This is a genomic window from Pseudoalteromonas sp. T1lg75 (genome assembly GCF_002964705.1).
GTDB lineage: Bacteria > Pseudomonadota > Gammaproteobacteria > Enterobacterales > Alteromonadaceae > Pseudoalteromonas.
The window spans coordinates 40,186-63,699 of sequence record NZ_PQCD01000055.1 but is presented as its reverse complement, the minus strand read 5'-3'; the positions used below and the strand labels follow the sequence as shown (position 1 = coordinate 63,699).

The window sequence follows — 23,514 nt, the reverse complement described above, 5'->3', positions numbered from 1 at the left end:
AGTTAAATCTACGTGACTAGCGAGGCACTTGCAATAACCAAGCTATAGAGCCCATACCAAAGTAATAGATTACCTAGCACCAGGCGCACCCACGTTTGGTTAAGTATACCCTTAATGGCGTTGGCACCCAAGCCCAAGGCGAGCAGTGCGGGCAAGGTACCAAGGGCAAATAAGGCCATAAATAAGGCGCCATCGGCGGCGCTTTGGCTAAAAATAGCCCAAGTGAGGGCGCTGTAGACCAAGCCGCAGGGTAACCAGCCCCACAGGGCGCCGTATAACAGGGCTTTTGGGTAGCTGTTAACCGGCATCAGATGACGATTCAGCTTGACGATATGGCGCCAAATGGCCCAGTTGCCCAGCTTTTCTATGCCGCCCAAGGGATTGAAAAGGCGCATAACATAGAGGCCAACGAGGATCATAAACACCGCACTGAGCAGGCTCAAAGCCTGGCTAATGTGGTTATTTTGACTGGCGAACGCGGCGCTAAAACCGCCGACCAGAGCACCGGCCAGGGCATAGCTGCTTAAGCGCCCGACATTATAGGCAAGGGTGGCGCCGAGCGGCGGCAGATCGCGGCTGGCAAGCTGAAACGTGCCGGCGATACCCCCGCACATGGCCACGCAATGGCCACTGCCGGCCAAGCCCATTAAAAGGGCGGCGGCAAAGTTAATCTCGTTCATTGCTCTTGTCGTGTTCCTCTTTGTCGTCTTCAAAGAGAATACTGTGACCTTGCTTTTCCAAATCGGAAAACTGCTCGCTTCTTACCGCCCAGAAAAAGATACCAATGGCGATAAGCACAAACAAAATGGCAATGGGGATTAGGACGTAGATGATACTCATAAGCGCAGCAGCCGTAGTGAATTGGTTATAACAATAATCGAGCTTGCCGACATGCCGATCACCGCCATCCAGGGGGCGACCCAGCCTAAGGCGGCAAGGGGAAGAATAGCTCCGTTATAACACAAAGACAGGGTCAAGTTCTGCCTAATGATGCGCCGGGTTTGTTTGGCGACGCGGATTAATTGCGCCACCGAGCGCAGGTCGCTATTGAGCAGCACCACATCGGCGGTGTTTTTAGAAATGTCGGCACCGCTGTCCATGGCAATGGACAGGTGGGCGGCATTAAAGACCGGGCTGTCGTTGACACCATCACCTATCATGGCGCATACCTGACCTTCGCCATGCCATTGTTGCATCAGCGCCAGCTTATCTTCGGGAAGCAGGGCACCGTGGTAGGCATCAAGTTGGAGTTGCTCCGCCAGCTGTTTGCCGGCAGTTGAAGGGTCGCCGGTAAGCATCACGCGGCTGATGTTTTGCTCTTTTAGCTCCGCTTGCAGTGCTTCGGCATGGTCGCGGACCTGATCGTGCAGATAAAACGCGGCCACGGGCTGTTCGTCGATAAACAATACCGCCTGGGCATTAAGCGTCAGGTCGTGGGCGAACCAGTTGGCCTTGCCAATATGCACCCGGTGCGCTTGCCATAGGCCGCTAACGCCAAAGCCGGTATGCACTTCCACCTGCTCGGGCTGCGGGTGAATGGGAGTGATCTCGCTAAAGGCTTTGGCAATCGGGTGCTCGGAATAGCGCTCTAAACTGGCCGCTAACGAACGTAACTGCTGCTCGCTGTAATCTGTGTCGATAATGTCCATCTCAGCGATAGCAAAGCGGCCATAGGTGAGGGTACCAGTTTTATCAAAGCCCACCGTGGTCAACTTGGTGGCGGTTTCCAACACATGGGCCTGCTTTATCAATACCCCCCGTTTGGTGAGGTTGGCCACGGCACAGGTCAGCGCCGTGGGAATTGCCAGACTCAAGGCACAGGGGCAGGTGGCAACCAACACAGCTATGGTCACCCAAAAGGCATGTTCCGGGTCGATTTGATACCAGGATAAGGCGGTAATAGAAGCAAAGATCAACAGACAGGCGACAAACCATTGGGCCACCTTGTCGGTGATTTGCGCAATTTTCGGGCGTTGACTCAGGGCACTGTGCTGCAGGCGGATAATCTGATTGACCAGGGTGTTTTGGCCAACCTTGTTTACCTCTAAGGTCAACACCCCGTCGTGGTTTACCGTGCCGGCATGAACCTGGTCGCCATGCGTTTTGTTAACCGGGTGATGTTCACCCGTCATCATGGACTCATCGACGCTGGAGCGCCCGCTCACCACCAGGCCGTCGGCAGCAATGGTCTCGCCGGCTTTGACTCGCACCGTATCTCCGAGCTTTAACAATTTGGCGCTGATCAACTGCTCTTCGTTATCGCCGTCAACCACGCGGGCGGTCAGTGGCAGCAGTTGCTGCAGATTAGCAGTGAACTCACTGGCTTTAAGGCGGGCGCGAAACTCTAAGTATTTGCCCAGCAGCAGCAAGAAGGTAAACATACAGATGGACTCAAAATACACTTCGCCGGTGCCGCTGACGGTGGCATAGCCACTGGCAAAATAGGCGCCGAAAATGGCCAAGGAGACGGGCACATCCATATTTAATTGTTTGGCTTTTAAGCCGGTGATGGCGTTACTTAAAAACGGCAATGCCGAATAGAAAATCACCGGTGTGGCCAGGCTTAGGCTGATCCAGCGAAAATACTGTTCAAAGTTGTCTTCCATGCCGGAGAACATGCCAAAGTACATGGCAAAGGCAAACATCATCACCTGCATGGTCATCAAGCCAGCCACACCCAGGCGGCGGATAAAACTCTTGGCCTGCGCCTGCTTTTGCGCTGCTTCGTTATCGGCCTGGAAGGGGTAAGACTTGTAGCCGATTTCCGCCAAGCTGGTGATCAGGGTGCTGAGTTTGGCCTGGGTGTCGTCCCATACTATCATGGCACGATGGGTGGAGGTGTTTACATCGACGCGCTTCACCCCGGAGTGTGCCAACAGCTGCTTTTCAATCAGCCAGGCACAGGCCGCGCAGCTTATGCCTTCCACACTCAGCAGCACTTCTTTGTCATTGCCCTGATGGGAGATAAACTCCTGCTGGATAGACTCGTTATCATAGCTTTGGATCAGCGCCAGTTGCTCAGGCACCAGCTGCTGCACCTTGCCCGCGGATTCGGTGCGGTATTTATAATAGTCGCTCATGCCCTGAGCGATAATGGTCTCGGCCACCGCCTTACAGCCAATGCAACACATGGGCTCGGGCGTGTCGTTAACAACAACCGATTCATTGAAACCCTTGGGAATGGGCTCAAGGCAATGAAAGCAGGACTGCATGCTCATTTATTTATACTCGGGGCTCACTTTAATGGCGCCCGCTTGCGGCAATTGAATGTTTTCTTTTAGCTTCCAGGTATCATCAAACGGGGTGATAAACACCGTATAGGCACCTTGTTCAACCGGTGCGTCGAGTAGGGTGGTGAACTGGCCACGGGCGTTTTTGGTCAGTCTGAAGGTAAGGTCTTTATCGCTTATGGTGCGGTGATACAAACCAATATTCAGCGCTGCCACTTTTGAGTCGTCGCCCTTGGTGAAGGCAAAGCTGATACGCTCATCGGTGATTTGTAAATCGCCGTGTAAATACAAGGCCTTAGCCTTGTCGAACTTGGTTAACTCAAGGTTGATGGCTTTGCCTTTTTTATAGTAGTCATCGACCACCATATCCGGGCCGTTACCCACCGCCAGGGTGATAAGGCCAACACAGGCAATAATGGTTGCAAGGGGGAAGAAAAGTAAAAACCAAGGCCAAAACTGCTTATACCAGGGAGTTGCGTTCATAATACCAAGTTAGTTGCCAGATAAGTGACGGCTATTTTACGGCATTGGTGAATAAAATCCTAAAAAAAAGCCTCCAAATAGGAGGCTTTTTTGATTTCGATTAAATTCGTATGCTTACTTGTCTTGCGACAGGCTGTATACGTAGGCGGTCAACAGATGAACCTTGTCTTCGCCTAGAATCTCTTTCCACGCTGGCATTACACCGGCACGACCGTTACGTAGCGTTTCTTCTACCGAACGTGCTGAACCACTGCCGTATAACCAAGTGTTATCGGTTAGGTTAGGTGCACCGAAAGGTAGGTTGTGAGCCACTGAACCTTTACCGTCGGCACCGTGACAGGCAGCACACATGGCAAACTTAGTTTTACCTGCGGCGGCATCACGTTGGTTAACCGTACGACCAGAAAGGCTAAGTACATAGGCAGTCATTTCTTTGATGCCTTGGTCGCCAAGGGCTGCTTCCCAGCTAGGCATAGCAGCAACACGACCGTGTAGTAGCGTTTCTTTGATCTTGTCAGGCGTACCACCGTATAACCAGTCTTTGTCGGTTAGGTTAGGGAAGCCGTCACCACCACGGGCGTCAGAGCCGTGACACTGAGCACAGTTTTGTAGAAACAGGCGTTGGCCGATTTCTAGTGCTTGCTCGTCAGATGCCAGGTCCAGTACGTCACGCTTAGCGAATGACTCAAAAATAGGGCCGAATTTTTCTTCTGCCGCGCGGTACTCGCCATCCAGCTGTATGCGGTAGCCGTTAGCGTGCATGTCTTCAACCGCTTTTTTCGACTCTTCAAGTGATGTTACGCCCTGGTTAGAGCTCTTCCACTTTAACAAACCCTCAAAGTTACCTAGACCAGGGTAGGCCGCAAGGTAGTACACGGCCCACACGAAGGTCGCGAAGAACATGTAAGTCCACCATTTAGGCAGCGGGTTGTTAATTTCTTCGATGCCATCGAATTCATGGCCACAGCTCTCGCCTTCTTTAACACCTACGAAGTTCTTTAAGTTCCAAACTAGTAGGCCGAAGATAAGAACTAGACAGGCCAAGGTTAGAACGATGACCCAAATACTCCAAAAGCTAGTCATTTCTCAGACTCCTTTTCCTCATTAGTGATTGTGCTTTGGTGTTTCTTTTCGTCTTCAAACACGGCGTTGGCTGCATCATCGAAGCGCTTTTTGCTGCGCTTGCTGAAGGCCCACAACACAATCACGATAAAAAGTACCATTATTACCAGAGTTAAAATGCCTCTGAACGTGCCGTAATCCATAATAATTACTTCAAGTGTGTGCCAAGTTGCTGCAAGTAAGCGATAAGCGCTTGCATTTCAGTCTTGCCTTTAACCGACTCTTGGGCACCTTGGATTTGTTCATCCGTGTAAGGTACGCCGAAGTCGCGGAAGACTTCCATTTTCTTTGCAGTTAACTCGCCATCAAGTACGTTTTCATCTAACCAAGGAAAAGCTGGCATGTTTGACTCAGGAACCACGGCGCGTGGGTCCATTAAGTGAGCGTAGTGCCAATCGTCAGAGTAACGTTCACCAACACGAGCCAGATCTGGACCGGTACGCTTAGAACCCCACTGGAATGGGTGGTCCCAAACGCTTTCACCGGCAACAGAGTAGTGGCCGTAGCGTTCAACTTCGTCACGGAAAGGACGGATCATCTGTGAGTGACAGTTATAACAACCTTCACGTACATAGATGTCGCGGCCTTCAAGTTCTAGCGCCGTTAGTGGGCGTAGACCGTCTACCGGCTCAGTGGTGTCTTTTTGGAACATCAACGGAGTGATTTCCACTAGGGCACCAAAGCTGATAGCGAACACCGTGAGAATGGCCATTAGGCCAACGTTCTTTTCAACAATTTCGTGTTTGTTGCTAGAGTTATTATTGCTCATCATCCTACCCCTTAAGCTACTTGTGCTTGCGCATCGTCTGCAATTGAGCCTTTCTTAGCTGCAATAGTGCGATAGCTGTTGTAGGCCATTACCAGCATACCCGCTACGATGAATACACCGCCTAGGAAACGCATGATGTAGAAAGGATGTGATGCTTCTAGCGATTGTACGAAGCTGTACATAAGCGTACCGTCTTCGTTTACTGCACGCCACATTAGACCTTGCATTACGCCAGAGATCCACATAGCAACGATGTACAGTACAACACCTACCGTGTGTAGCCAGAAGTGGGTGTTAACCAGTTTCACGCTGTACATACGGCTGTGGCCGAATAGTGCAGGGATAAGGTGGTATGTAGCACCGATTGAAATCATGGCAACCCAACCTAGGGCACCCGAGTGTACGTGACCAACGGTCCAGTCAGTGTAGTGCGAAAGCGCGTTTACTGACTTGATAGCCATCATCGGGCCTTCGAACGTAGACATACCGTAGAAAGAAAGCGATACAACTAGGAAACGAAGTACCGGGTCGGTACGTAGTTTGTGCCATGCGCCAGATAGCGTCATGATACCGTTGATCATGCCACCCCAAGACGGCACGAATAGAATTACAGACATCACCATACCCAGTGACTGAGTCCAGTCTGGTAGCGCGGTGTAGTGTAGGTGGTGAGGACCAGCCCAGATGTATAGAGAGATAAGTGCCCAGAAGTGAACAACCGATAGACGGTAAGAATATACAGGGCGACCCGCTTGCTTAGGTACGAAGTAATACATCATACCAAGGAAACCAGCCGTCAGTAGGAAACCTACCGCATTGTGACCGTACCACCACTGTACCATGGCATCAACGGCACCGGCGTAGATAGAGTATGACTTAGTCAGTGATACCGGCACGGCCATGCTGTTAACAATGTGCAATACCGCAACCGTGATAATGAAGCCGGCATAGAACCAGTTGGCAACATAGATGTGCGATACTTTACGCTTAATCAGGGTGCCAAAGAAAACAACAGCGTAAGAAATCCAGACGATGGCGATTAGGATATCGATTGGCCACTCAAGCTCGGCATATTCTTTCGAGCTGGTAATACCCAAAGGCAGGGTAATGGCGGCTAAAACGATAACCAACTGCCAGCCCCAGAAGGTGAAAGCTGCAAGTTTATCGGAGAAAAGGCGCGTTTGGCAGGTACGCTGCACAACGTAATACGACGTTGCGAACAGGGCACTGGTGCCGAATGCGAAGATAACTGCGTTCGTGTGTAACGGACGTAGTCGAGAGTATGTTAGCCATGGGGTATCGAAGTTCAATGCTGGCCAGGCAAGCTGGGCAGCAATTAACACACCAACACTCATGCCAACGATGCCCCAAATCACTGTCATAATAGCGAATTGGCGAACAACTTTATAGTTGTACTCAGTTTGTGATGCTACTGTTTGGCTCATTGTCAGGTTTCCGCTGCATTATTATGCGATTAGAAATGAAATACCTACTCTTGCGAATAGGGCCTACTGATGGTGTCAAAGCCGACTACCTAAAACTCTCATTTTATTAAGCGTTTCAGAAAGCAGACTCGCAACACTCTTATTATTTGCGGTCGAAATAATAAAATTTTTGACCTCAAAAAGATAGCGCAAATGGCTAAAATAATGACTTCAATCAAATTATCATGCGAAGTTGGGGATTTTTTAACTAATGCCTAGTCAGCGTGGATCCCATTGGTTAATATTGACGCTAAATCAATGTTCAATAAATAACCATGAAGCTGTCGTTACATCCCCGTCACTATCTTGTTTTCTATCCCCTGTTGGCGACCATGCTGTCACTGACCGCGTGTGACGACACCGACATGAGTATAGTCAAAGATGCGTCGCTCACCCATTGTTGTGACCATCACCCGCTCAACATCGACTCATTCCGATTCGCCCTCAGTGGCGAGCGTGTCCATCCTGAGTCTCCGTTTTCTGTGTCTTTACACATGCCAGCTGACGCCCTGATAGAGAGCGCACAGATGCAGGGGATCACCATGTATATGGGCACCATCCCGGTGCTTTTTAAGCAAATTGACGCACGCTTATGGCAGGCGGACATCATGGTCGGTGCCTGCTCCGAACCTAACATGCTTTGGCAGCTAAAGGTTCAAGTCAGCCACCGGGGGCAAGTGCAAACTCTGGCCTATCCCATTAACGTAACCCATCCGTAACCGGCCTAGAGGACGGCCCTGCCAAAAGGTCTCACTCAAGGCTTAGCCTGAGGCCTAGTCTGTGGCATCACTCACTTTGCGGCTTACACTTCATTCTTATGGCTGTTTTTGCCAATCCCGCTCGAACGACATATTTGCATATAAATTCACCGATAGTTGGGTGGATTATAATCGCCTTGCATTGTTGCTTTTTGAGCAAGTCCAAAACGAGTGCCGCTAAGCTATTAATTTAACCAGTATATTTTAAATGCATGAATAACGGCCTGTGTATAAGTTGTAAATTTTCGATTAAGCAAAGCCCACCACCATCGATTACATTGAGTTACAAAGTCACCGCATATAGTTTCAGGTATCAAAAATTGTCATTTAAAAAGGTGCTTAGTTCGTATTTTTAAAGGCTTATAGACGTAAACATTTATAACAAGTGGTTACATGCTTTTATGGGAAAACTCGGGGTATTTTACGTTGTTTGATACCTGCACTCCCATTCAGTTTTCATTCAGTTAATTAAACCTAAGTTGCTCGGCGTTGTGCAGTAAATTCATAAAAATATGAACTGCATAGCCACCCAAATCGGGTAAAAATTCAACAAGTAGGGTTTAATATGAAAAAGACACAACTAGGGCTAGCTGTTGTTGCAGCTTTGCCTATGTTCTCAAGTGTTCAAGCAATTGCTGCGGATTCTTCAGCCGACGCAATTGAAAAGATTCAAGTAACGGGCTCTCGCATCAAGCGTACCGACATGGAAACTGCGTCGCCAGTAACCTTGATCGGTGCCAACGATATTAAAGCCATGGGTGCGACCAGCATCGATAGCGTATTACAAAAAATGACGGCTGCCAGCGGTGCCATGACTAACCCAGCCGTAAACAACGGCTCAGGTGGTAACGCACGCGTTGATCTACGTGGTTTAGGTGCTCAGCGTACGCTAGTACTTGTAAACGGTCGTCGTATGATCAACTCAGGTACAGGTGCTGCGTCTACTGTTGACCTTAACACCATCCCTGTTTCTATGATCAAATCAGTTGAAGTACTAAAAGACGGTGCTTCTGCTGTTTACGGTACCGATGCGGTAGCCGGCGTAGTTAACATCATCCTTAAAGATGACTTCGAAGGTCTGGACATGAACCTGAGCGGTGCTATCACCGGTGAAGGCGACGCCGATGAGACTTCATTCGACATCACTATGGGTTCTAGCTTCGACCGTGGTAACGTGGTTATCGGTCTTCAGTACACCGACCGTGGCGATGCTTCTCAGGCCGACCGTGATTTCTCTGATTGCCCGATTAGCGAAGACTACGACAACGGCAGCTTCTACTGTGGCGGTTCTTCTTACACGCCTTTCGGTCACGTTTGGGCTGACAATGCCAACCTACAAGGTCAGGCAGACGGTGAGTGGCACGATTTCGACGATACTAAAGATCGATATAATTTCTCACAAGCGAGCTATCTATACACGCCAATGCGTCGTCTTAACCTAACGGGTGTGGGTAACTTTGAGCTAACAGACACTACGCGTCTTGTTACTGAATTCACTTACTCTAAGCGTTGGTCAGATCAGCAAATGGCACCTCAGCCAGTATGGTTTGACTTTACTTATGACGCCGAAAACATGGGTGATTCACTATTGGCGCATGGTGTTGCTGACGGTGAAGAGATCTCTTACGGTCGTCGTATGACTGACGTTGGTCCTCGTGGCTACGAGCAGGTTGTAGATACTGTACGTGCCGTAGTTGGCCTAAACGGTGAGTTCGACAACGGTTGGGGCTGGGATACATCAGTTGTATTCGGTCGTAACGACTCGGTTGACCGCGCAACTAACCTACTAAACATGGGTTCAATCCAAGACGCTATCGTTGAAGGCGACTTCAACCCATTAGATCAAGCTGACTGGTCTGGTGACAACCTACAACAGTACAACTACACCGAAAACAACTCGGGCGGTAGCCAGCTATTGGTTATCTCTGCGGGCCTTAACGGTGAAGTAATGGAACTTCCTGCCGGTTACGTAGGTTTCGCTGCGGGTATCGAGCGTCGTGAAGAAAAAGCCTGGTATGTTCCAGATTCACTAACTTCACAAGGTCTTGCTAATGACCCTCGTGTTGAGCCTACCGGCGGTCGTTTCGATGTAAACGAAGCCTATGTTGAATTCGCCGTGCCGCTAGTTGCCGATGCAGCATTTGCTGACAGCATCGACCTAAGTGCAGCCGTTCGTGCATTCGACTACAGCACCTTCGGTTCTGACGAGACCTGGAAGCTAGGTCTAACTTATCGTGTAAACGATGAACTAATGCTTCGTGCGGTACGTTCAACGGCTTTCCGTGCTCCTACTGTATCAGAGCTATACCAAGGTAAATCACCTTCATTCGAACAGGTTAAGTTCCCAGGTGCACAAGACCAGGCTGAAGTAACTGTAGGTGGTAACGACCAGCTAACTCCGGAAGAAGCTGATACGCTAACTGCTGGTTTCGTATACGCGCCTTCATGGTTAGACGGTTTCTCAATGACCGTTGACTACTTCGACATCGAAATCGAAAATGCGATTTCAAGCGTAAACGACCAGTACATTGTTGAGTACTGTCTAGACAAGAACACAGGTGGTTACATCAACACCGGTTCGGCGCTATGTCAGTCTGCAGACATCAACTTCAACCAAAGCACTGGCCGTATTAGCTTCAACAACCAGCTACAAAACATCGGTGCTGAGCAAACTAAAGGCTACGATGTTAACTTCAAGTACGCGTTTGACGCTCTTGACCTAGCATGGCGTACAGGCCTGGATATCACTATCCTTGACGAGTACATTGTTGATTCAGGTACAAGCAGCATCGACTATGTAGGTCTAGTAACTTCTAGCCTAGGTAGCTATGCTGAGTACAAGACTAACTTCACGCTAAATGTTGCTGGCGATAGCTGGGATGCACAGTATCAGGCACGTATGATCGATGGTTTAGATGATTACTCTTGTCAAAAAGAAAACAGCAAGTGTTTAGTACCAAGCGTTGGCACTGTGGTTTACCACGACATCAGCGGTTCATACATCATCAACGACACAGTGTCGCTATCTGGTGGTGTAAACAACCTGTTTGATAAGCAAGCGCCTTACTACACAGGCAACAACGACTCTAACACTGACCCGTACACGTATGACGTACTAGGTCGTCGCTTCTTCGCGAGTGTGAACGTTAAGTTCTAATTGGCTCTAAGCCTTAGCATTAAAATGCCTATCAGCGTGCTGATGGGCATTTTTTTTATTCGTGAAAAATAGGTTATACTTTTATTATCAATACAATAGGGGGCTAATCTTTGCACGAAATCGCTACACTCAAACTTGATGAAGGCTTGCGTCTGGCGCTTGGGCAATCATTGCTACCTAAATCCCACACCCGTATCGAGTTGTATTTTTGTATCCCCAATGAAATGGGTATAAACCCCAACACTCTTGGGGAAGAAAGCTTCTACTATAACCATATTAAAAGTCATTTGGCTTATAATGCCAGCGGTATACATTTACCCTTAGTTCGTAGCCGCTACGTAAGTAAAGTGCGTGGTGATGAGCAGGAGTACCGGCAAAATCTTAACCTATATTGCTATCAGGTACGTCTGGCAGTGGATACTGATATTTCTGAAGCGCTGAGTATTACTGAGGCCGACGAGTTTTATATTCGGGCACTGGCATTAAAGCAGGAGGCTCATCGGCTATTGAAGCGTTTGCGTCGTTATGAGCCGAAAGAGAAAAAGCTATTATCTTTTTATCATAATGCCGATAACTTTCTCAGTTGGTATATAGAGCAAGGGCTATTAAAACTGCTCGATAAGGCGCCAAAATCTACCGACTTTGGCCTGGAGCGCGCGCAATTATTACAATATTGCCAAGATGAAAACGAGCACCGCCAAAATGCCCGCTATAATTCTTCTCCGACCTTGGAAGACCCCAACCGCCTCGCCAATAAGATGCTGTTACTACAGCGCTTAATTGAGCATGGGGTAGTATTAAAAAGAGAAACAAAAAACCTCAATACCATGTTGAAAAGGATGGTAAAGGGCTTGGTGACCGCGGTGATCATGGCCTTTGTTATGGTCTTGGTGCTTAACGCCCGTACCAACTTTACCCAGGTTACCGTAGGCTTAGTGGCCTTATTGGGCACCATCTATGGTCTTAGGGAAATTTTTAAGGAAGACGTCACCTATTTTCTATGGCGTCGAATTATTCGCGGCCGCGCCAAATGGCTGAATCTTTTTTATAACAGCACCACACGCTCTCGAGTAGGGAAACAAAAAGTATGGTTGGAATATATTCGACCTAAGCGTATACCTAAGGACGTTGCGGCTATATTTTCAAAGCGCCGACAACAAAATAAACAAGCCGCTCAATGGCTATATATGCAATTTGAAAATCAGGTCCTGGTTAATGCATTTTTGCCTGGATATGATGCCTTAAACCAGACTACCAGTATTAGTTTGGCGCCCATGGTGCGTTATTTACGCAAGGGGGAAGGAAAGCTGTATGAATATACGGGCAAGAAAATTCGTAAACACGCGGTGGAGCGTCGTTATCAAATTAATCTGGTCTTGGTCAGTCACAACAGCGCTGGTAATAAACAGGCCCAGCGCTATAAAATCACTTTGAATCGCTCGGCTGTGGTGGCCTTAGAGCCCATAGGTGAAGTACAGCATGGTTAGATTAGTTAGCGATGTCGTTGACCACGTCGTCAATCTTGCTTGAGTCTATATATTTTTCTAGACCGGCGATGGACTGCGTGACCTCAGGGCTGGCAAACAGCTCCTGACCCGCAACCTGGCCAAGCACTTCAAAACTGCCCTGAATGGCAAATGGCCCTTCGTAACGAATGGCGTCCCGCGTTTGCTCCTTGCACGACACTGTTAATAAGCGCATAAATAAGCCGGCGGTAAGCTTGTTGGCTGTTTCCATTTGTTGCCCCGTCACGTTAGAGATGTCTTGTACTGCAGGGTGAGCAGAGGCGGCGGCAAACATCCATTGTACTAATTGGGTTCTATCTTGAGGGCTGGTTGATTTAACCAAGCATTTTGCCAGGTCATCGGTATAAATACCGGCAATGGATTGACTTGATAGCAGTAGGGCGGCACAGGCGCTAGCCAGGCTTATTTTTTTCATGGCGATATCCTTATTCCATTAATGAGAGCAGATTGTTGGGGTGGCGACGCCACCCCTTAGACCTTACAGGCCTTTTTCAGAATAAAGAGTTACTTTATCCGAAACCAGGGTAACCTGAATGTTTTTGCTTTCTGAACCCCAGATACAGTTGGTGTGTAGGGCTTTGTCTTCACACGCAGACGGGCTGCCTAAAAGCGCTTCCACTTCTGCGCGGTCCATACCGACCTTGATTTGCTCGTAGTTTTCAAGAGTCACTTTAGAACAAGCAGTTAGGGTTAGACCTGCGGCGATAGCTAAAAGAAGCGATTTTTTCATATTATTTTCCTTATCACTGACTAGTGATTAAAACGTCTAATTTGCACCAGCATGCCAATTTGCGGGTGGTCGAAGTAATGAATTTCGCCCGAAATGACGCGACGAAACTGTGAAAATTCACCACTGACCGAGGTGTCGGTATCGCCTATGGCGCGGGTCACCAGGTTAGAAGTGATGTAAAGATAATGGTTTAGGTGCACCTTTAAAAAGCCGTCCAATTGCCATTGGGGCTCGTAGTGGGTGCTTGGCGATAATAATAGACTGTCTTGTGCCATCTGCTCGGGCAGCTCGCTCAAGGTCGCCACCTGCTCGCCGCCAAAGAGGCGAAAACGCGGGGCCGAGCGTTTGGATTGACCGGCAAAACGCCAGCCGGTGTGCAAGAGCACCTGTTTCCCTTTGCGACGAAGCGCCTGGCGCTGCTCGTCAAACTGCAGTTGCTCCGGAGCAAGCAAATAAGGGCTGGCGGTGTGGTTTTGTACCTCGGCATTGGGCACCTTAGGGACGCGCTGCAGATTCACCATATCGGCGGCGTTGTAGTCGCAGCTGCTGCTTTGTGTTTGTCCTTGCAGCGCAAACACATCGTTCGCACGCGTTGGCGGGCTTATCTCGCCACTATCACATTGGCCATTGAGGGTGTAAACGTAAGCCGGGGTCAGCAGGTCGTTGTCGTATTGGTAGCGGCTCAGATCGAGCTCCTCATTACGCAGCGTTTCCGTGCTCTGGGTCTGGCCTTGCTCAAATACCAGCACCTCAATTTCAAACCAACGACCATCGGCGTAACTCGGGACACTGAGCATCGCCAGCAACGTGATTAACATTATTCTTATCATTAACTTCCTACCTTGGCTTCAAATTCAGTGATCATCGCCGTGATTAACTTAAGTCGCTCTTTGGCATTGGCTTCACTGATCATAAAGCGTAACCGATTCGCGCCTTCCATTCTATAGTGTTTTGGATCCGCTTGAATTAAACCAATAATAAAGCCCGGACTGACCTTGGTTTGCTGGCTAAATTCAAAGTAACCGCCTTTAGGATTGGCTTCAACCTTGGTTATTCCTATTGCACCGGCACGTTGTTTTAGCTCCTGCAAGGCGAATAAGTGCTGTGTAGCATCGGGCAGCAGGCCAAAGCGGTCAATAAGCTCCACCTTAAGCTCGTCCAGAGTTTCCGTATCACCGGCACTGGCAATGCGTTTATACAAGCCCAAGCGCAGATTCACATCGCCTATATAATCGTTGGGAAGCAAGGCGGGCAGCTTGAGATCCACTTCGGTGTGGGATTTAAGCAGCTTATCTAAAGTGGGCTCCTGGCCATTTTTTAACGCTTCAACGGCCTGCTCCAGCATCTCCATATACATGCTAAAGCCGATGGTTTGAATTTGCCCGCTTTGCTCATCACCCAGCAGCTCACCGGCGCCGCGAATTTCCAGGTCGTGGGTGGCCAGGGTAAAGCCGGCGCCCAAGTCTTCCAGCGAGGCGATGGCCTCAAGACGCTTTTGTGCATCCTTAGACATGGCCTTGGGCGGCGGCGTTAACAAGTAGGCATAGGCCTGGTGATGGCTGCGGCCCACACGACCACGTAGCTGATGCAATTGCGCCAGGCCGAGGCGATCGGCTCTGTCCATAATAATGGTGTTGGCGCTGGGAATATCGATACCGGTTTCTATGATGGTGGTACAGACCACCACATTGAAGCGCTGATGATAGAAATCACTCATCAGGGATTCCAGCTCGCGCTCACGCATTTGTCCGTGGGCCACGGCCACCGTGGCTTCCGGCACGATAGCGCGGATATCTTCGGCGGTGCGCTCTATGGTCTCGACATTGTTGTGCAGGAAGTAAACCTGACCGCCGCGCTTAATTTCCCGCAAAATGGCTTCGCGGATCATCTCATCGTCGCGTTGACGAACAAAGGTTTTCACCGCCAAGCGTTTTGCCGGCGGGGTAGCGATAATGGATAAATCACGCATGCCGCTCATGGCCATATTAAGGGTGCGCGGAATTGGGGTGGCGGTCAGGGTGAGAATATCCACATCGGCGCGCAGTGCCTTGATTTTTTCTTTCTGACGTACGCCAAAGCGGTGCTCTTCGTCCACCACCAATAGGCCTAAATCGGCAAACTCGATGTTTTCCTGCAGCAGTTTATGAGTACCGATCACTATATCCACCTGACCTTCTTTGATTTTCGCCAGGGTCGCATTTTGCTCCTTGGTGGATTTAAAGCGCGATAGGATATCTACCGTTACCGGAAAGTCGGCAAAGCGGTCGCGGAAGTTTTCAAAGTGCTGCTGCGCCAACAAGGTGGTCGGTACCAATACCGCCACCTGCTTACCATCGGCCACGGCAACATAGGCGGCGCGCATGGCGACTTCGGTTTTACCAAAACCGACATCACCACACACCAAGCGGTCCATGGCGTTTTTGCTGCGCATATCTTCAAGCACAGCGGTGATGGCATTTTGCTGATCTTCGGTTTCTTCAAAGACAAAGTTGTCACTGAACTGACGATAGCCTGCTTCATCGAGAGCAAATTTGTAGCCAGGCTTGGCCTGGCGCTTGGCATAGATATCAAGCAATTCGGCGGCCACATCGCGGACCTTTTCGGCGGCGCGTTTTTTGGCTTTTTCCCAGGCATCTGAACCCAGTTTGTGTAATGGCGCACTGGCTTCTTCACCACCGGAGTAGCGACTGAGCATATGCAAGGCGGCCACAGGTACGTAAAGCTTGGCGTCGTTGGCATACATGATGGTCACAAATTCGGTGGCCACGCCCGCCGCATCCAGAGTTTCCAGGCCCACATAGCGGCCAACACCATGGTCCAGATGCACTATGGGTTGGCCTTCTTTGAGTTCAGCTAGGTTGCGAATAAGGGCATCACTGCTGACCTGGTGTTTATGCTTCCGGCGACGACGCTGGGAGACGCGAATACCCAGTAATTCCTGCTCTGTGATCAGACTGACACGGCCGTTGTGATTGAGCACCACGCTCTGCTCAAAGGGCGCTACTATCAGGGTGATATCCGCATCGCTTGCGAGCGCCGCATCAAGGTTGTCACAGGGCGTGATCTTTAAGCCACTTGGTTTTAACAAGGTCAACAGGGCTTCGCGGCGGCCATCGGACTCCACGCTTAAGACGATGCGACCCTTGTTTTGCTTCTCTGCCAGGGCATAATCCACAAATGCACCAAAGGGTGGCTGCTTGGCATGGTCTATGCGAACCTCGGGCAAGGGCTCGGTGCCTAAGTTAAAATGCCCTGCGCGCAGCGGCAGACTGGCTTGGGAAAGCTCGATGCGCGGATACTGTTTAAAGCGGCTGTTAAGCTCTTCAAGGGGCAGGTAGAGACGTTGCGGCTCCAGCAAGGGGCGCAGCGGATCAACTTTGCGACTGGTATAACGGCTGTGGACATCCGCTAAGAAACGTTCGGCACCGTGCTGAATATCGCCCATATGCATAAACACAGCTTGCTCGGGCAGGTAATCGAACAGAGTATCGAGCTGCTCGAAAAACAGGGGTAAATAGTATTCAATCCCCGGTGGCAATGCCCCTTTGGAGACCTGCATATACACAGAGTCTTGTTCGGCGCTGGCGCCAAAGGCTTCACGGTATTGAATGCGAAAGCGCTCAATATCCACATCCGTGGTGCCAAATTCGTGGGCCGGGAGCAGGTTGATGGCCTTAATTTGCTCGCTGGAGCGTTGGGTGTCGACATCGAAATGACTCATGCTGTCGATTTCGTCATCGAATAAATCAAACCGCACCGGCGCATTTTGGCCCATGGCAAAGAGGTCGACAACCGAGCCGCGCACCGCATATTCGCCGTGCGCCATGACCTGCTGAGTGTGTATATAACCGGCATCGTCCAGTTGCTTGCGCAGCTTGTCGATGTTCAGGGTGTCACCGACGCGATAGACGATGGCGTTGCCATAGATAAATTGTTTGGGCGCCGAGCGCAGCATCAGGGTCGACACCGGCACAATGAGCACGCCCTGATGCGAGTCGCGCAAACGGCTTAAGGTGCTTAGGCGGGTGGAGACGATATCCTGATGCGGCGAGAAATGGTCATAGGGCAGGGTTTCCCAGTCGGGAAATACCATGACCTGATCGCGAGGCAGTAGCGCATGGAGTTCGTGCTCAAGTTTCAGTGCCGTGGGTGTATCCGGGGTGACTAGCACCACCAATTGCGGGTGCTGCTTTACCGCTTCGCCGACACTCAGGGTCAGAGCGCTGCCGCTTAACTGACCCCATTTGATTTTATCTTGCTGCGTTTTTACCCAAGGCAATTCGATGAACTGCGCTAACTGCATGGAAATCTCCGTTTTAGTCGCGATAAAGTTTAGTTAGGTCGCCGTAATGATCGATACGACGGTCACGTAGATAAGGCCAGATACGGCGCACATTTTCGCCACGGGCAAGATCTAAGTTGGCGCTTAGTACTTCGGCCTTGTCGTCGCTGGCGGTGGCTAAAAATTCCCCCTGAGGCCCGGCGATAAAGGAGTGACCCCAGAATTGGATACCGGCGCTGTGGCCCGTGGGATCCGCTTCAAAACCGGTGCGGTTGGCACTGATCACATACACGCCGTTGGCCACCGCGTGGGCGCGTTGCGAAATTACCCAGGCATCTTGCTGGCGTTTTTGCTCGGCGGCATCGTCGTTGGGATCCCAGCCGATGGCGGTCGGATAAATCAGGATTTCAGCGCCTTTCGTGGCCATTAAACGCGCCGCTTCCGGGAACCACTGATCCCAGCACACCAACACGCCCAAGGTGCCGACCGAGGTTTTAATGGGTTCAAAACCCAGATCGCCCGGGGTAAAGTAAAACTTCTCGTAAAAACCCGGGTCATCCGGAATATGCATCTTGCGGTATTTACCAGCAATGCTGCCGTCACACTCAAGCACCACGGCGGTATTGTGATACAGACCGGCGGCACGGCGCTCGAACAAGGAAGCGACGATCACTATGTTCAGTTCTTTGGCCAGCGCGCCCAGGGTATCCGTACTTGGACCGGGAATGGTTTCGGCTAAGTCAAACTGGTTAACGTCTTCACTTTGGCAAAAATATAAGCCGGTGTGTAGCTCTTGCAACACCACTAGCTTGGCGCCCTTGGCGGCGGCCTCGCGGATCCCGGCGATGGAGTTAGTGAGGTTAAAGTCGCGGTCTGCGGTGTTTTGCTGCTGTACTAATGCCACAGCTAGAGGCGCAACGGCTAAGTTCGAAGAGGACATCATCTATTCTCCAAAAAACCATGGGGCAACTGCATGGTAATACAGTGCAGGCTGCCAAATTGTTCAATCAGGGCGCAGCAGTCTACGCCAATTACTTCACGTCCCGGATAGGCCTTGGCTATTTGTGCCAGCGCCACCTGATCATGGCTATCCTGGTAGGTTGGCACCAAGACAGCATCGTTAATAATCAGGTAGTTGGCGTAGGTGGCAGGGAGACGATCGCCTTCGCTGTTATACACGGCTTTGGGCCAGGGCAGGGCAATTAATTCGTAGGCGTCATCGTTAAGGCCACGCAGGGCCACCAGTTCTTCGGCCATTTTGCCAAGCTCGTCATAATGCTCGTCTTGCGGGTCGTCGCAGCGCACATACACCAGGGTATTGTTCGGGGCAAAACGCACCAGGGTGTCGATATGGGAGTCGGTGTCATCCCCGGCCAGGTAACCATGGTCCAGCCAAAGAATCTTGTTGGCGCCAAGCAACTCGGCCAATGCCGCATCGATTTGCTCTGCGCTCATGCTGGCATTACGGTTTTTATTGTGTACGCAGGCGCGGGTGCTTAGCAGTACGCCGTGCTCGTTAATTTCAATGGCGCCACCTTCGAGGATAAAATCGCTCTGCTGGGTGCGCACGCCTTGATTGAGCGCTTGCGCAAACAGCTGACCATTGATGGCGTTGTCTTTATCGGCTTCATACTTACCGCCCCAGGCGGTGAATTTGCAATCGATGGCCTTAAGCTGCCGTCCGTCGCTTAGGGTCAGCGGACCATGATCCCGGGCCCAGGTGTCGTTACAGGGGGCATCAACAAAGCTTATCTGCGTCAGGTCTACACCCTGTTCGCTTAGGGCGCTGTGAATATGGGCTTTGAGTTCGGCATTGTCGGCGACGATCAGCAGGCGTTGGCGCTCGCTGATATGCTTGCTTAATTCAAGATAAACCTGCTCGACGGCAGATAGGTTGGCCGCCCAGTCGGTGTCTTGATGGGGCCAGGTGAGCATTACCGCATCCTGAGGATGCCACTCGGGAAGTAAACTAAAGGTCATTGCTGTCAATCACTGAAAAACAAGCCGCTAGTTTAGCATTTATAGCTTGAATGTCAGCTAAATATGCAGCTTTCAAGGCGGATTGGCGGCAATTTTTGCCGCCTGCTACCAAGTGTAGCCAAAGTATTTAGTGTTGTTGCTGGTTACGCTTTTTGAGCTGTCTGGTTTGCGCGTGCAAACTGGCTCTGACCAACAACTCCCGGTCTTGTTCACGGACCAGGGTGAAGAGGATTTGATGCATAAAGCCTTCCTCGTTGCTGCTGACATCAATCACCTCGCCATAGCAATAGATGGCCGCGGCTTCATGCTCTAAAAACAGTTTGCAGCGAAAGCCTTGACCGCGCTCAAGCGCCGACTCGCGCCACAGGGTAAAGCCGGAGCCGCCATAACTGTGGGCGCGCTCACTGGGGTGGTCGGCATTTTCCTGCATCAGGATATGACTAAGGATGAGATCGATTTTGCGCGATTGTAAGGATAAATACTGGGCCAGTTCGCTGGCGGTTTCGCTCAGTAACCGCAGTGGTCGCAGCGCACTTTGTTCCAGAGTGCTCACCTCATTGGCCAGGCGAAACAAGGACGGGATATCGTGCTCAAGGGCGTCGGTGTCGTTGGGGACTTGCTTCGGCTCTATGGCTTCAATCACCACATCAATACTTTCTTGTACTTGAAAAAATTCGGCAAACAACTCGCCTTTACTAGTAGCCATATTTATCTCTTAACACGCTGATTTTCCAATAGTAGCGGGCATTACAACAATTTTAAAGCGGGATTTTTGCGAGCACAGAGCAAAGGCGCCGTGGGCGCCTTTGTGTGAGTTGGTTAAACCAAGCCTTCCTTGGTATCCACTTGTTCTTTTTTATGTTGGCTGGCGATTTCATCCGCGAGTTCCTGGCGTGAGCGACGCTCACCGAGGCGACGCTGTGTCAGCCAATAGAAAAACAGAGGCACAAAGAACACCGCCAGGAAGGTGGCCGCCATCATACCGCCCATCACCCCGGTACCAACACTGTGACGGGCACCGGCACCAGCACCGGAGCTGAGTACCAAGGGCACAACGCCGAGGATAAAGGCCATGGAGGTCATGATAATGGGGCGAAAACGCAGTCGTGCTGCCTCAAGAGCGGCGGCAGCGGCACTCCACCCCTGCTGATGCTTAAGCAGGGCGTACTCAACGATCAGAATGGCGTTTTTACCGGCCAGGCCGAGCAGGGTAACCAGGCCTATCTGGAAATACACATCATTGGTCAGGCCCGCTATCCAAATGGAAATCAGCGCGCCAAAGGTACCAAAGGGCAGGGCCAGCATAACTGACAGAGGCAAAGACCAACGCTCATAGAGCGCCGCGAGGATCAAAAATACCATGATCACCGCAAGACCCAGCGCCAATCCAGTCGTACCCGAACTGCGTTTTTCCTGAAAGGCGGTGCCGGTCCAGTCATAGCTCATATCCGCAGGCAAAACCTGGGCGGCGATACGCTCGATTTCGGCGATGGCCTGACCCGAGCTGTAACCCGGCGCCGCCTCGCCCAGCAGCTTGACCGCCGGCAGGTTATTGTAGCGGCTCAGGCTATCCGGTCCGCGGCTAAACTCCATGGTGGTAAAGGCCGACATGGGCACCATCTCACCTGAGCTGCTTTTAACGTAAATACGGCCTATGTCTTGGGGCTGCATGCGATACTGGGCTTCCGCCGACATCAATACCTGCCAGGCGCGGCCAAACTTATTGAAGTCATTCACATAGTAGGTGCCCAGCGTACCGGCCAGGGTATTAAAGGCCTCGTTAATATTGACGCCCATGGCACGGGCCTGCTCGCGGTCAATATCCACCTTCAATTGCGGTGCGTCCGGGCGCCACAGGGTTTGCACGCCGCCGACAATGGGGCTTTTTTGCGCCTCACTCATTACCAGTTGCATCGCCTGCTGCAACTTCTCCGGACCACCGGCGCCCTTATTTTGAATATAAAACTCAAAACCACCTGTGGACCCCAAACCGAAGATCGCCGGTGGATTAAACGCCAGGACCAGAGCCTCATTGATATGGGCGGTCTTACCAAACAGCTCAGCGACTAGGGCCTTGGTGTCGACGTCACGCTCATCCCAGTGGGTTTGGGTGACGAACATGGTTGCGGCATTGTTTTTAAAACCGCCGCCGATAAAGTCAAAGCCGGTAAAAGAGGCAATATTTTCGTTTGCCGGGTTCGACTGCACTGCGGCTATCACCTCGTCGACCACCGCGGAGGTGCGCTCTAACGAGGCGCCATCCGGTAGGAATACCGCGACGATGTAAAAGCCCTGATCTTCATCGGGAACCAGTGAACTGGGCGTTTTTTGCCAGAGACCTATGGTGGCAGTGACCATGGCTACCATAAGCACTAAACCCAGCAGACCACGGCGCACCATAAAGCCGACGGCGCCCACGTATTTATGGGTAATAGCGCTAAAGAACTTATTAAACCAGACGAAGAAGCCAGCGGTTTGCTTGTGTTCGTGTTTCAGAATAAGCACGCACAGCGCCGGTGTCATGGTTAAAGCCACAACACCAGAGAGGCTGACGGCAATAGAAATGGTAATGGCAAACTGGCGGAACAACTCACCTGTTAGCCCGCCGAGGAAGGCGATGGGCACAAACACCGAACACAACACCAGGACTATGGCCACCACCGGGCCAGAGACTTCGCCCATGGCTTTAATGGCCGCGTCACGGGCGCTGACATGCTCTTCGTGCATAATGCGCTCAACATTCTCCAACACCACTATGGCATCGTCGACGACGATACCGATAGAAAGCACCATGCCGAACAGGGTCAGGGTATTGATGGAGTAACCCAACATATACATGCCGGCAAAGGTGCCAAGCAGGGAGACCGGAACCGCCAGTGTCGGAATCAGTGTGGCGCGCCAGTTCTGTAAGAACAGATACACCACCAGGAACACCAGGATCATGGCCTCAATCAGGGTCTTCAATACCTCGCGGATTGAAACCTCAACAAAGCGGGTGGTGTCATAGGAGACCACGTGTTCAAGGCCCGCCGGGAACTGGGGTTTAAATTCGGCCATCACGGCGCCGACTTCTTCGGCGACTTCCAGGGCATTGGCACCGGGCTGCAGGAAAATACCCATCAGCACGGCTTCTTTGCCGTTAAAGCTGCCTTCAAAGTTATAGTCCTTGGCGCCGAGCTCAACCCGGGCTACGTCTTTTAAACGCAGCGAGCTGCCATCGGCATTAGCACGCAAGATAATGTTTTCAAATTCTTTTGGCTCCGACATACGGCCACGAGCGGTGACGCTGTAGACCAAAGATTGCGGCGCCACATGGGTTGGCGTGGCACCTATGTTACCGGCGGCATATTGAGAGTTTTGCTCACGAATTGCGGTGGTGATTTCGTTCACCGTCACGCCAAGTTGGCTCATTAAGTCCGGTCGCAACCAGATGCGCATGGCATAGTCCTTGGCACCGAATATTTGCACATTGGTGGTGCCTGGGATGCGCTTGATGCGATCGAGTATATTCAAGGTCACATAGTTAGAGGTCCACAGCGCCGAACGACTGTCGTCCGGGGAATAAAAAGCATGCACCTGCAAAAAGCTGGATGAACCTTTTTGTACCACCACGCCCTGGCGACGGGTTTCCTCGGGTAAACGCGCTTCCACTTGCTTAACGCGGTTGTTTACGTCCACCGCGGCCTGATCGGCATCGGTGCCGATTTCAAAGGTCACTTCTATGGTGGTGGTGCCGGCACTGGTGGACGTCGATGCCATATACATCATGCCCTCAACGCCGGTGATGGCGTTTTCGATGGGGGCGGCCACGGTTTGCTCCAGCACCTCGGCGGCGGCACCTGGGTAACTGGCGGTCACCTGCACTACGGGAGGCGCAATTTCCGGGTATTGGGCCACGGGCAGGGCGCGCATGGCGGCCAGACCCGCGAGAACGATGACGATGGAGATCACAAAGGCGAAGATCGGCCTATCGATAAAATATCGAGAAAACAT

19 protein-coding genes are annotated in these 23,514 nt (G+C 51.1%); 3 read left to right on the top strand and 16 right to left on the bottom strand.

All coding sequences use genetic code 11. From position 1 onward, the window contains the following. Positions 1-8: 8 nt before the first annotated feature. The 8 genes from C2M36_RS14830 to ccoN all read right to left on the bottom strand — a co-directional run bounded on the left by C2M36_RS14830 (position 9) and on the right by ccoN (position 7,049). The gene (locus C2M36_RS14830) at positions 9-680 is read right to left on the bottom strand and encodes a sulfite exporter TauE/SafE family protein (protein ID WP_105255573.1); all 672 of its coding nucleotides are present in this window, start codon (positions 678-680) and stop codon (positions 9-11) included. Then, on the bottom strand, positions 667-840 hold the full coding sequence (gene ccoS, locus C2M36_RS14825; RefSeq protein WP_105189569.1) for a cbb3-type cytochrome oxidase assembly protein CcoS: 174 nt from the start codon (positions 838-840) through the stop codon (positions 667-669). The genes C2M36_RS14830 and ccoS overlap by 14 nt, the downstream gene beginning before the upstream one ends. Next, positions 837-3,212, bottom strand: coding sequence for a heavy metal translocating P-type ATPase (locus C2M36_RS14820; protein WP_442792668.1), 2,376 nt, complete (start codon positions 3,210-3,212; stop codon positions 837-839). The genes ccoS and C2M36_RS14820 overlap by 4 nt, the downstream gene beginning before the upstream one ends. 6 nt (positions 3,213-3,218) lie before the next feature. Continuing rightward, complete coding sequence (locus C2M36_RS14815) at positions 3,219-3,713, bottom strand: FixH family protein (RefSeq protein ID WP_105255571.1); 495 nt, start codon at positions 3,711-3,713, stop codon at positions 3,219-3,221. 114 nt (positions 3,714-3,827) lie between these two features. Continuing rightward, positions 3,828-4,796, bottom strand: a complete 969-nt coding sequence (gene ccoP / locus C2M36_RS14810) for a cytochrome-c oxidase, cbb3-type subunit III (RefSeq protein ID WP_105255570.1) — start codon at positions 4,794-4,796, stop codon at positions 3,828-3,830. Then, positions 4,793-4,978 carry a cbb3-type cytochrome oxidase subunit 3 gene (locus C2M36_RS14805; protein WP_105189573.1) on the bottom strand — a complete coding sequence of 62 codons (186 nt, stop codon included), beginning with the start codon at positions 4,976-4,978 and terminating at the stop codon, positions 4,793-4,795. Before C2M36_RS14805 ends, ccoP begins: the two co-directional genes overlap by 4 nt. 5 nt (positions 4,979-4,983) lie before the next feature. Continuing rightward, a complete protein-coding gene (ccoO, locus tag C2M36_RS14800; protein ID WP_105255569.1) occupies positions 4,984-5,604 on the bottom strand; it encodes a cytochrome-c oxidase, cbb3-type subunit II in 621 nt (206 codons plus the stop codon). Positions 5,605-5,615: 11 nt separating this feature from the next. Next, positions 5,616-7,049, bottom strand: a complete 1,434-nt coding sequence (ccoN, locus tag C2M36_RS14795; protein ID WP_105189574.1) for a cytochrome-c oxidase, cbb3-type subunit I — start codon at positions 7,047-7,049, stop codon at positions 5,616-5,618. A 314-nt stretch (positions 7,050-7,363) separates the two neighbouring features. On the opposite strand from ccoN, the gene C2M36_RS16850 reads away from it, so the two are divergent. The 3 genes from C2M36_RS16850 (at position 7,364) to C2M36_RS14785 (ending at position 12,490) form a co-directional block, all read left to right on the top strand. Next, positions 7,364-7,807: a hypothetical protein gene (locus C2M36_RS16850; RefSeq protein WP_158678964.1), complete on the top strand. Its 444-nt coding sequence runs from the start codon at positions 7,364-7,366 to the stop codon at positions 7,805-7,807. A gap of 604 nt (positions 7,808-8,411) precedes the next feature. Further along, complete coding sequence (locus tag C2M36_RS14790) at positions 8,412-11,003, top strand: TonB-dependent receptor (RefSeq protein WP_105255568.1); 2,592 nt, start codon at positions 8,412-8,414, stop codon at positions 11,001-11,003. Positions 11,004-11,113: 110 nt separating this feature from the next. Continuing rightward, complete coding sequence (locus tag C2M36_RS14785; protein ID WP_442792665.1) at positions 11,114-12,490, top strand: hypothetical protein; 1,377 nt, start codon at positions 11,114-11,116, stop codon at positions 12,488-12,490. 1 nt (position 12,491) lies between these two features. Here the strand turns inward: C2M36_RS14785 and C2M36_RS14780 are convergent, their stop codons facing one another. The 8 genes from C2M36_RS14780 to C2M36_RS14745 all read right to left on the bottom strand — a co-directional run bounded on the left by C2M36_RS14780 (position 12,492) and on the right by C2M36_RS14745 (position 23,514). Then, positions 12,492-12,944 (bottom strand): hypothetical protein, encoded by a 453-nt coding sequence (locus tag C2M36_RS14780; RefSeq protein ID WP_105255567.1) that lies wholly within the window; start codon positions 12,942-12,944, stop codon positions 12,492-12,494. Positions 12,945-13,007: 63 nt separating this feature from the next. Continuing rightward, on the bottom strand, positions 13,008-13,259 hold the full coding sequence (gene bamE, locus C2M36_RS14775) for an outer membrane protein assembly factor BamE domain-containing protein (protein WP_105189577.1): 252 nt from the start codon (positions 13,257-13,259) through the stop codon (positions 13,008-13,010). Between the two features lie 20 nt (positions 13,260-13,279). Next, positions 13,280-14,077, bottom strand: coding sequence for a CsiV family protein (locus C2M36_RS14770; protein ID WP_158678963.1), 798 nt, complete (start codon positions 14,075-14,077; stop codon positions 13,280-13,282). A gap of 11 nt (positions 14,078-14,088) precedes the next feature. Continuing rightward, on the bottom strand, positions 14,089-17,562 hold the full coding sequence (gene mfd / locus C2M36_RS14765; protein WP_105255565.1) for a transcription-repair coupling factor: 3,474 nt from the start codon (positions 17,560-17,562) through the stop codon (positions 14,089-14,091). Between the two features lie 13 nt (positions 17,563-17,575). Then, positions 17,576-18,481 (bottom strand): carbon-nitrogen hydrolase, encoded by a 906-nt coding sequence (locus tag C2M36_RS14760; RefSeq protein ID WP_105255622.1) that lies wholly within the window; start codon positions 18,479-18,481, stop codon positions 17,576-17,578. After that, on the bottom strand, positions 18,481-19,521 hold the full coding sequence (locus tag C2M36_RS14755; RefSeq protein WP_105255564.1) for an agmatine deiminase family protein: 1,041 nt from the start codon (positions 19,519-19,521) through the stop codon (positions 18,481-18,483). Before C2M36_RS14755 ends, C2M36_RS14760 begins: the two co-directional genes overlap by 1 nt. Positions 19,522-19,648: 127 nt before the next feature. Beyond that, positions 19,649-20,227, bottom strand: a complete 579-nt coding sequence (locus C2M36_RS14750; protein ID WP_105255563.1) for a PilZ domain-containing protein — start codon at positions 20,225-20,227, stop codon at positions 19,649-19,651. A gap of 113 nt (positions 20,228-20,340) precedes the next feature. Continuing rightward, positions 20,341-23,514, bottom strand: a complete 3,174-nt coding sequence (locus tag C2M36_RS14745; protein WP_105255562.1) for an efflux RND transporter permease subunit — start codon at positions 23,512-23,514, stop codon at positions 20,341-20,343.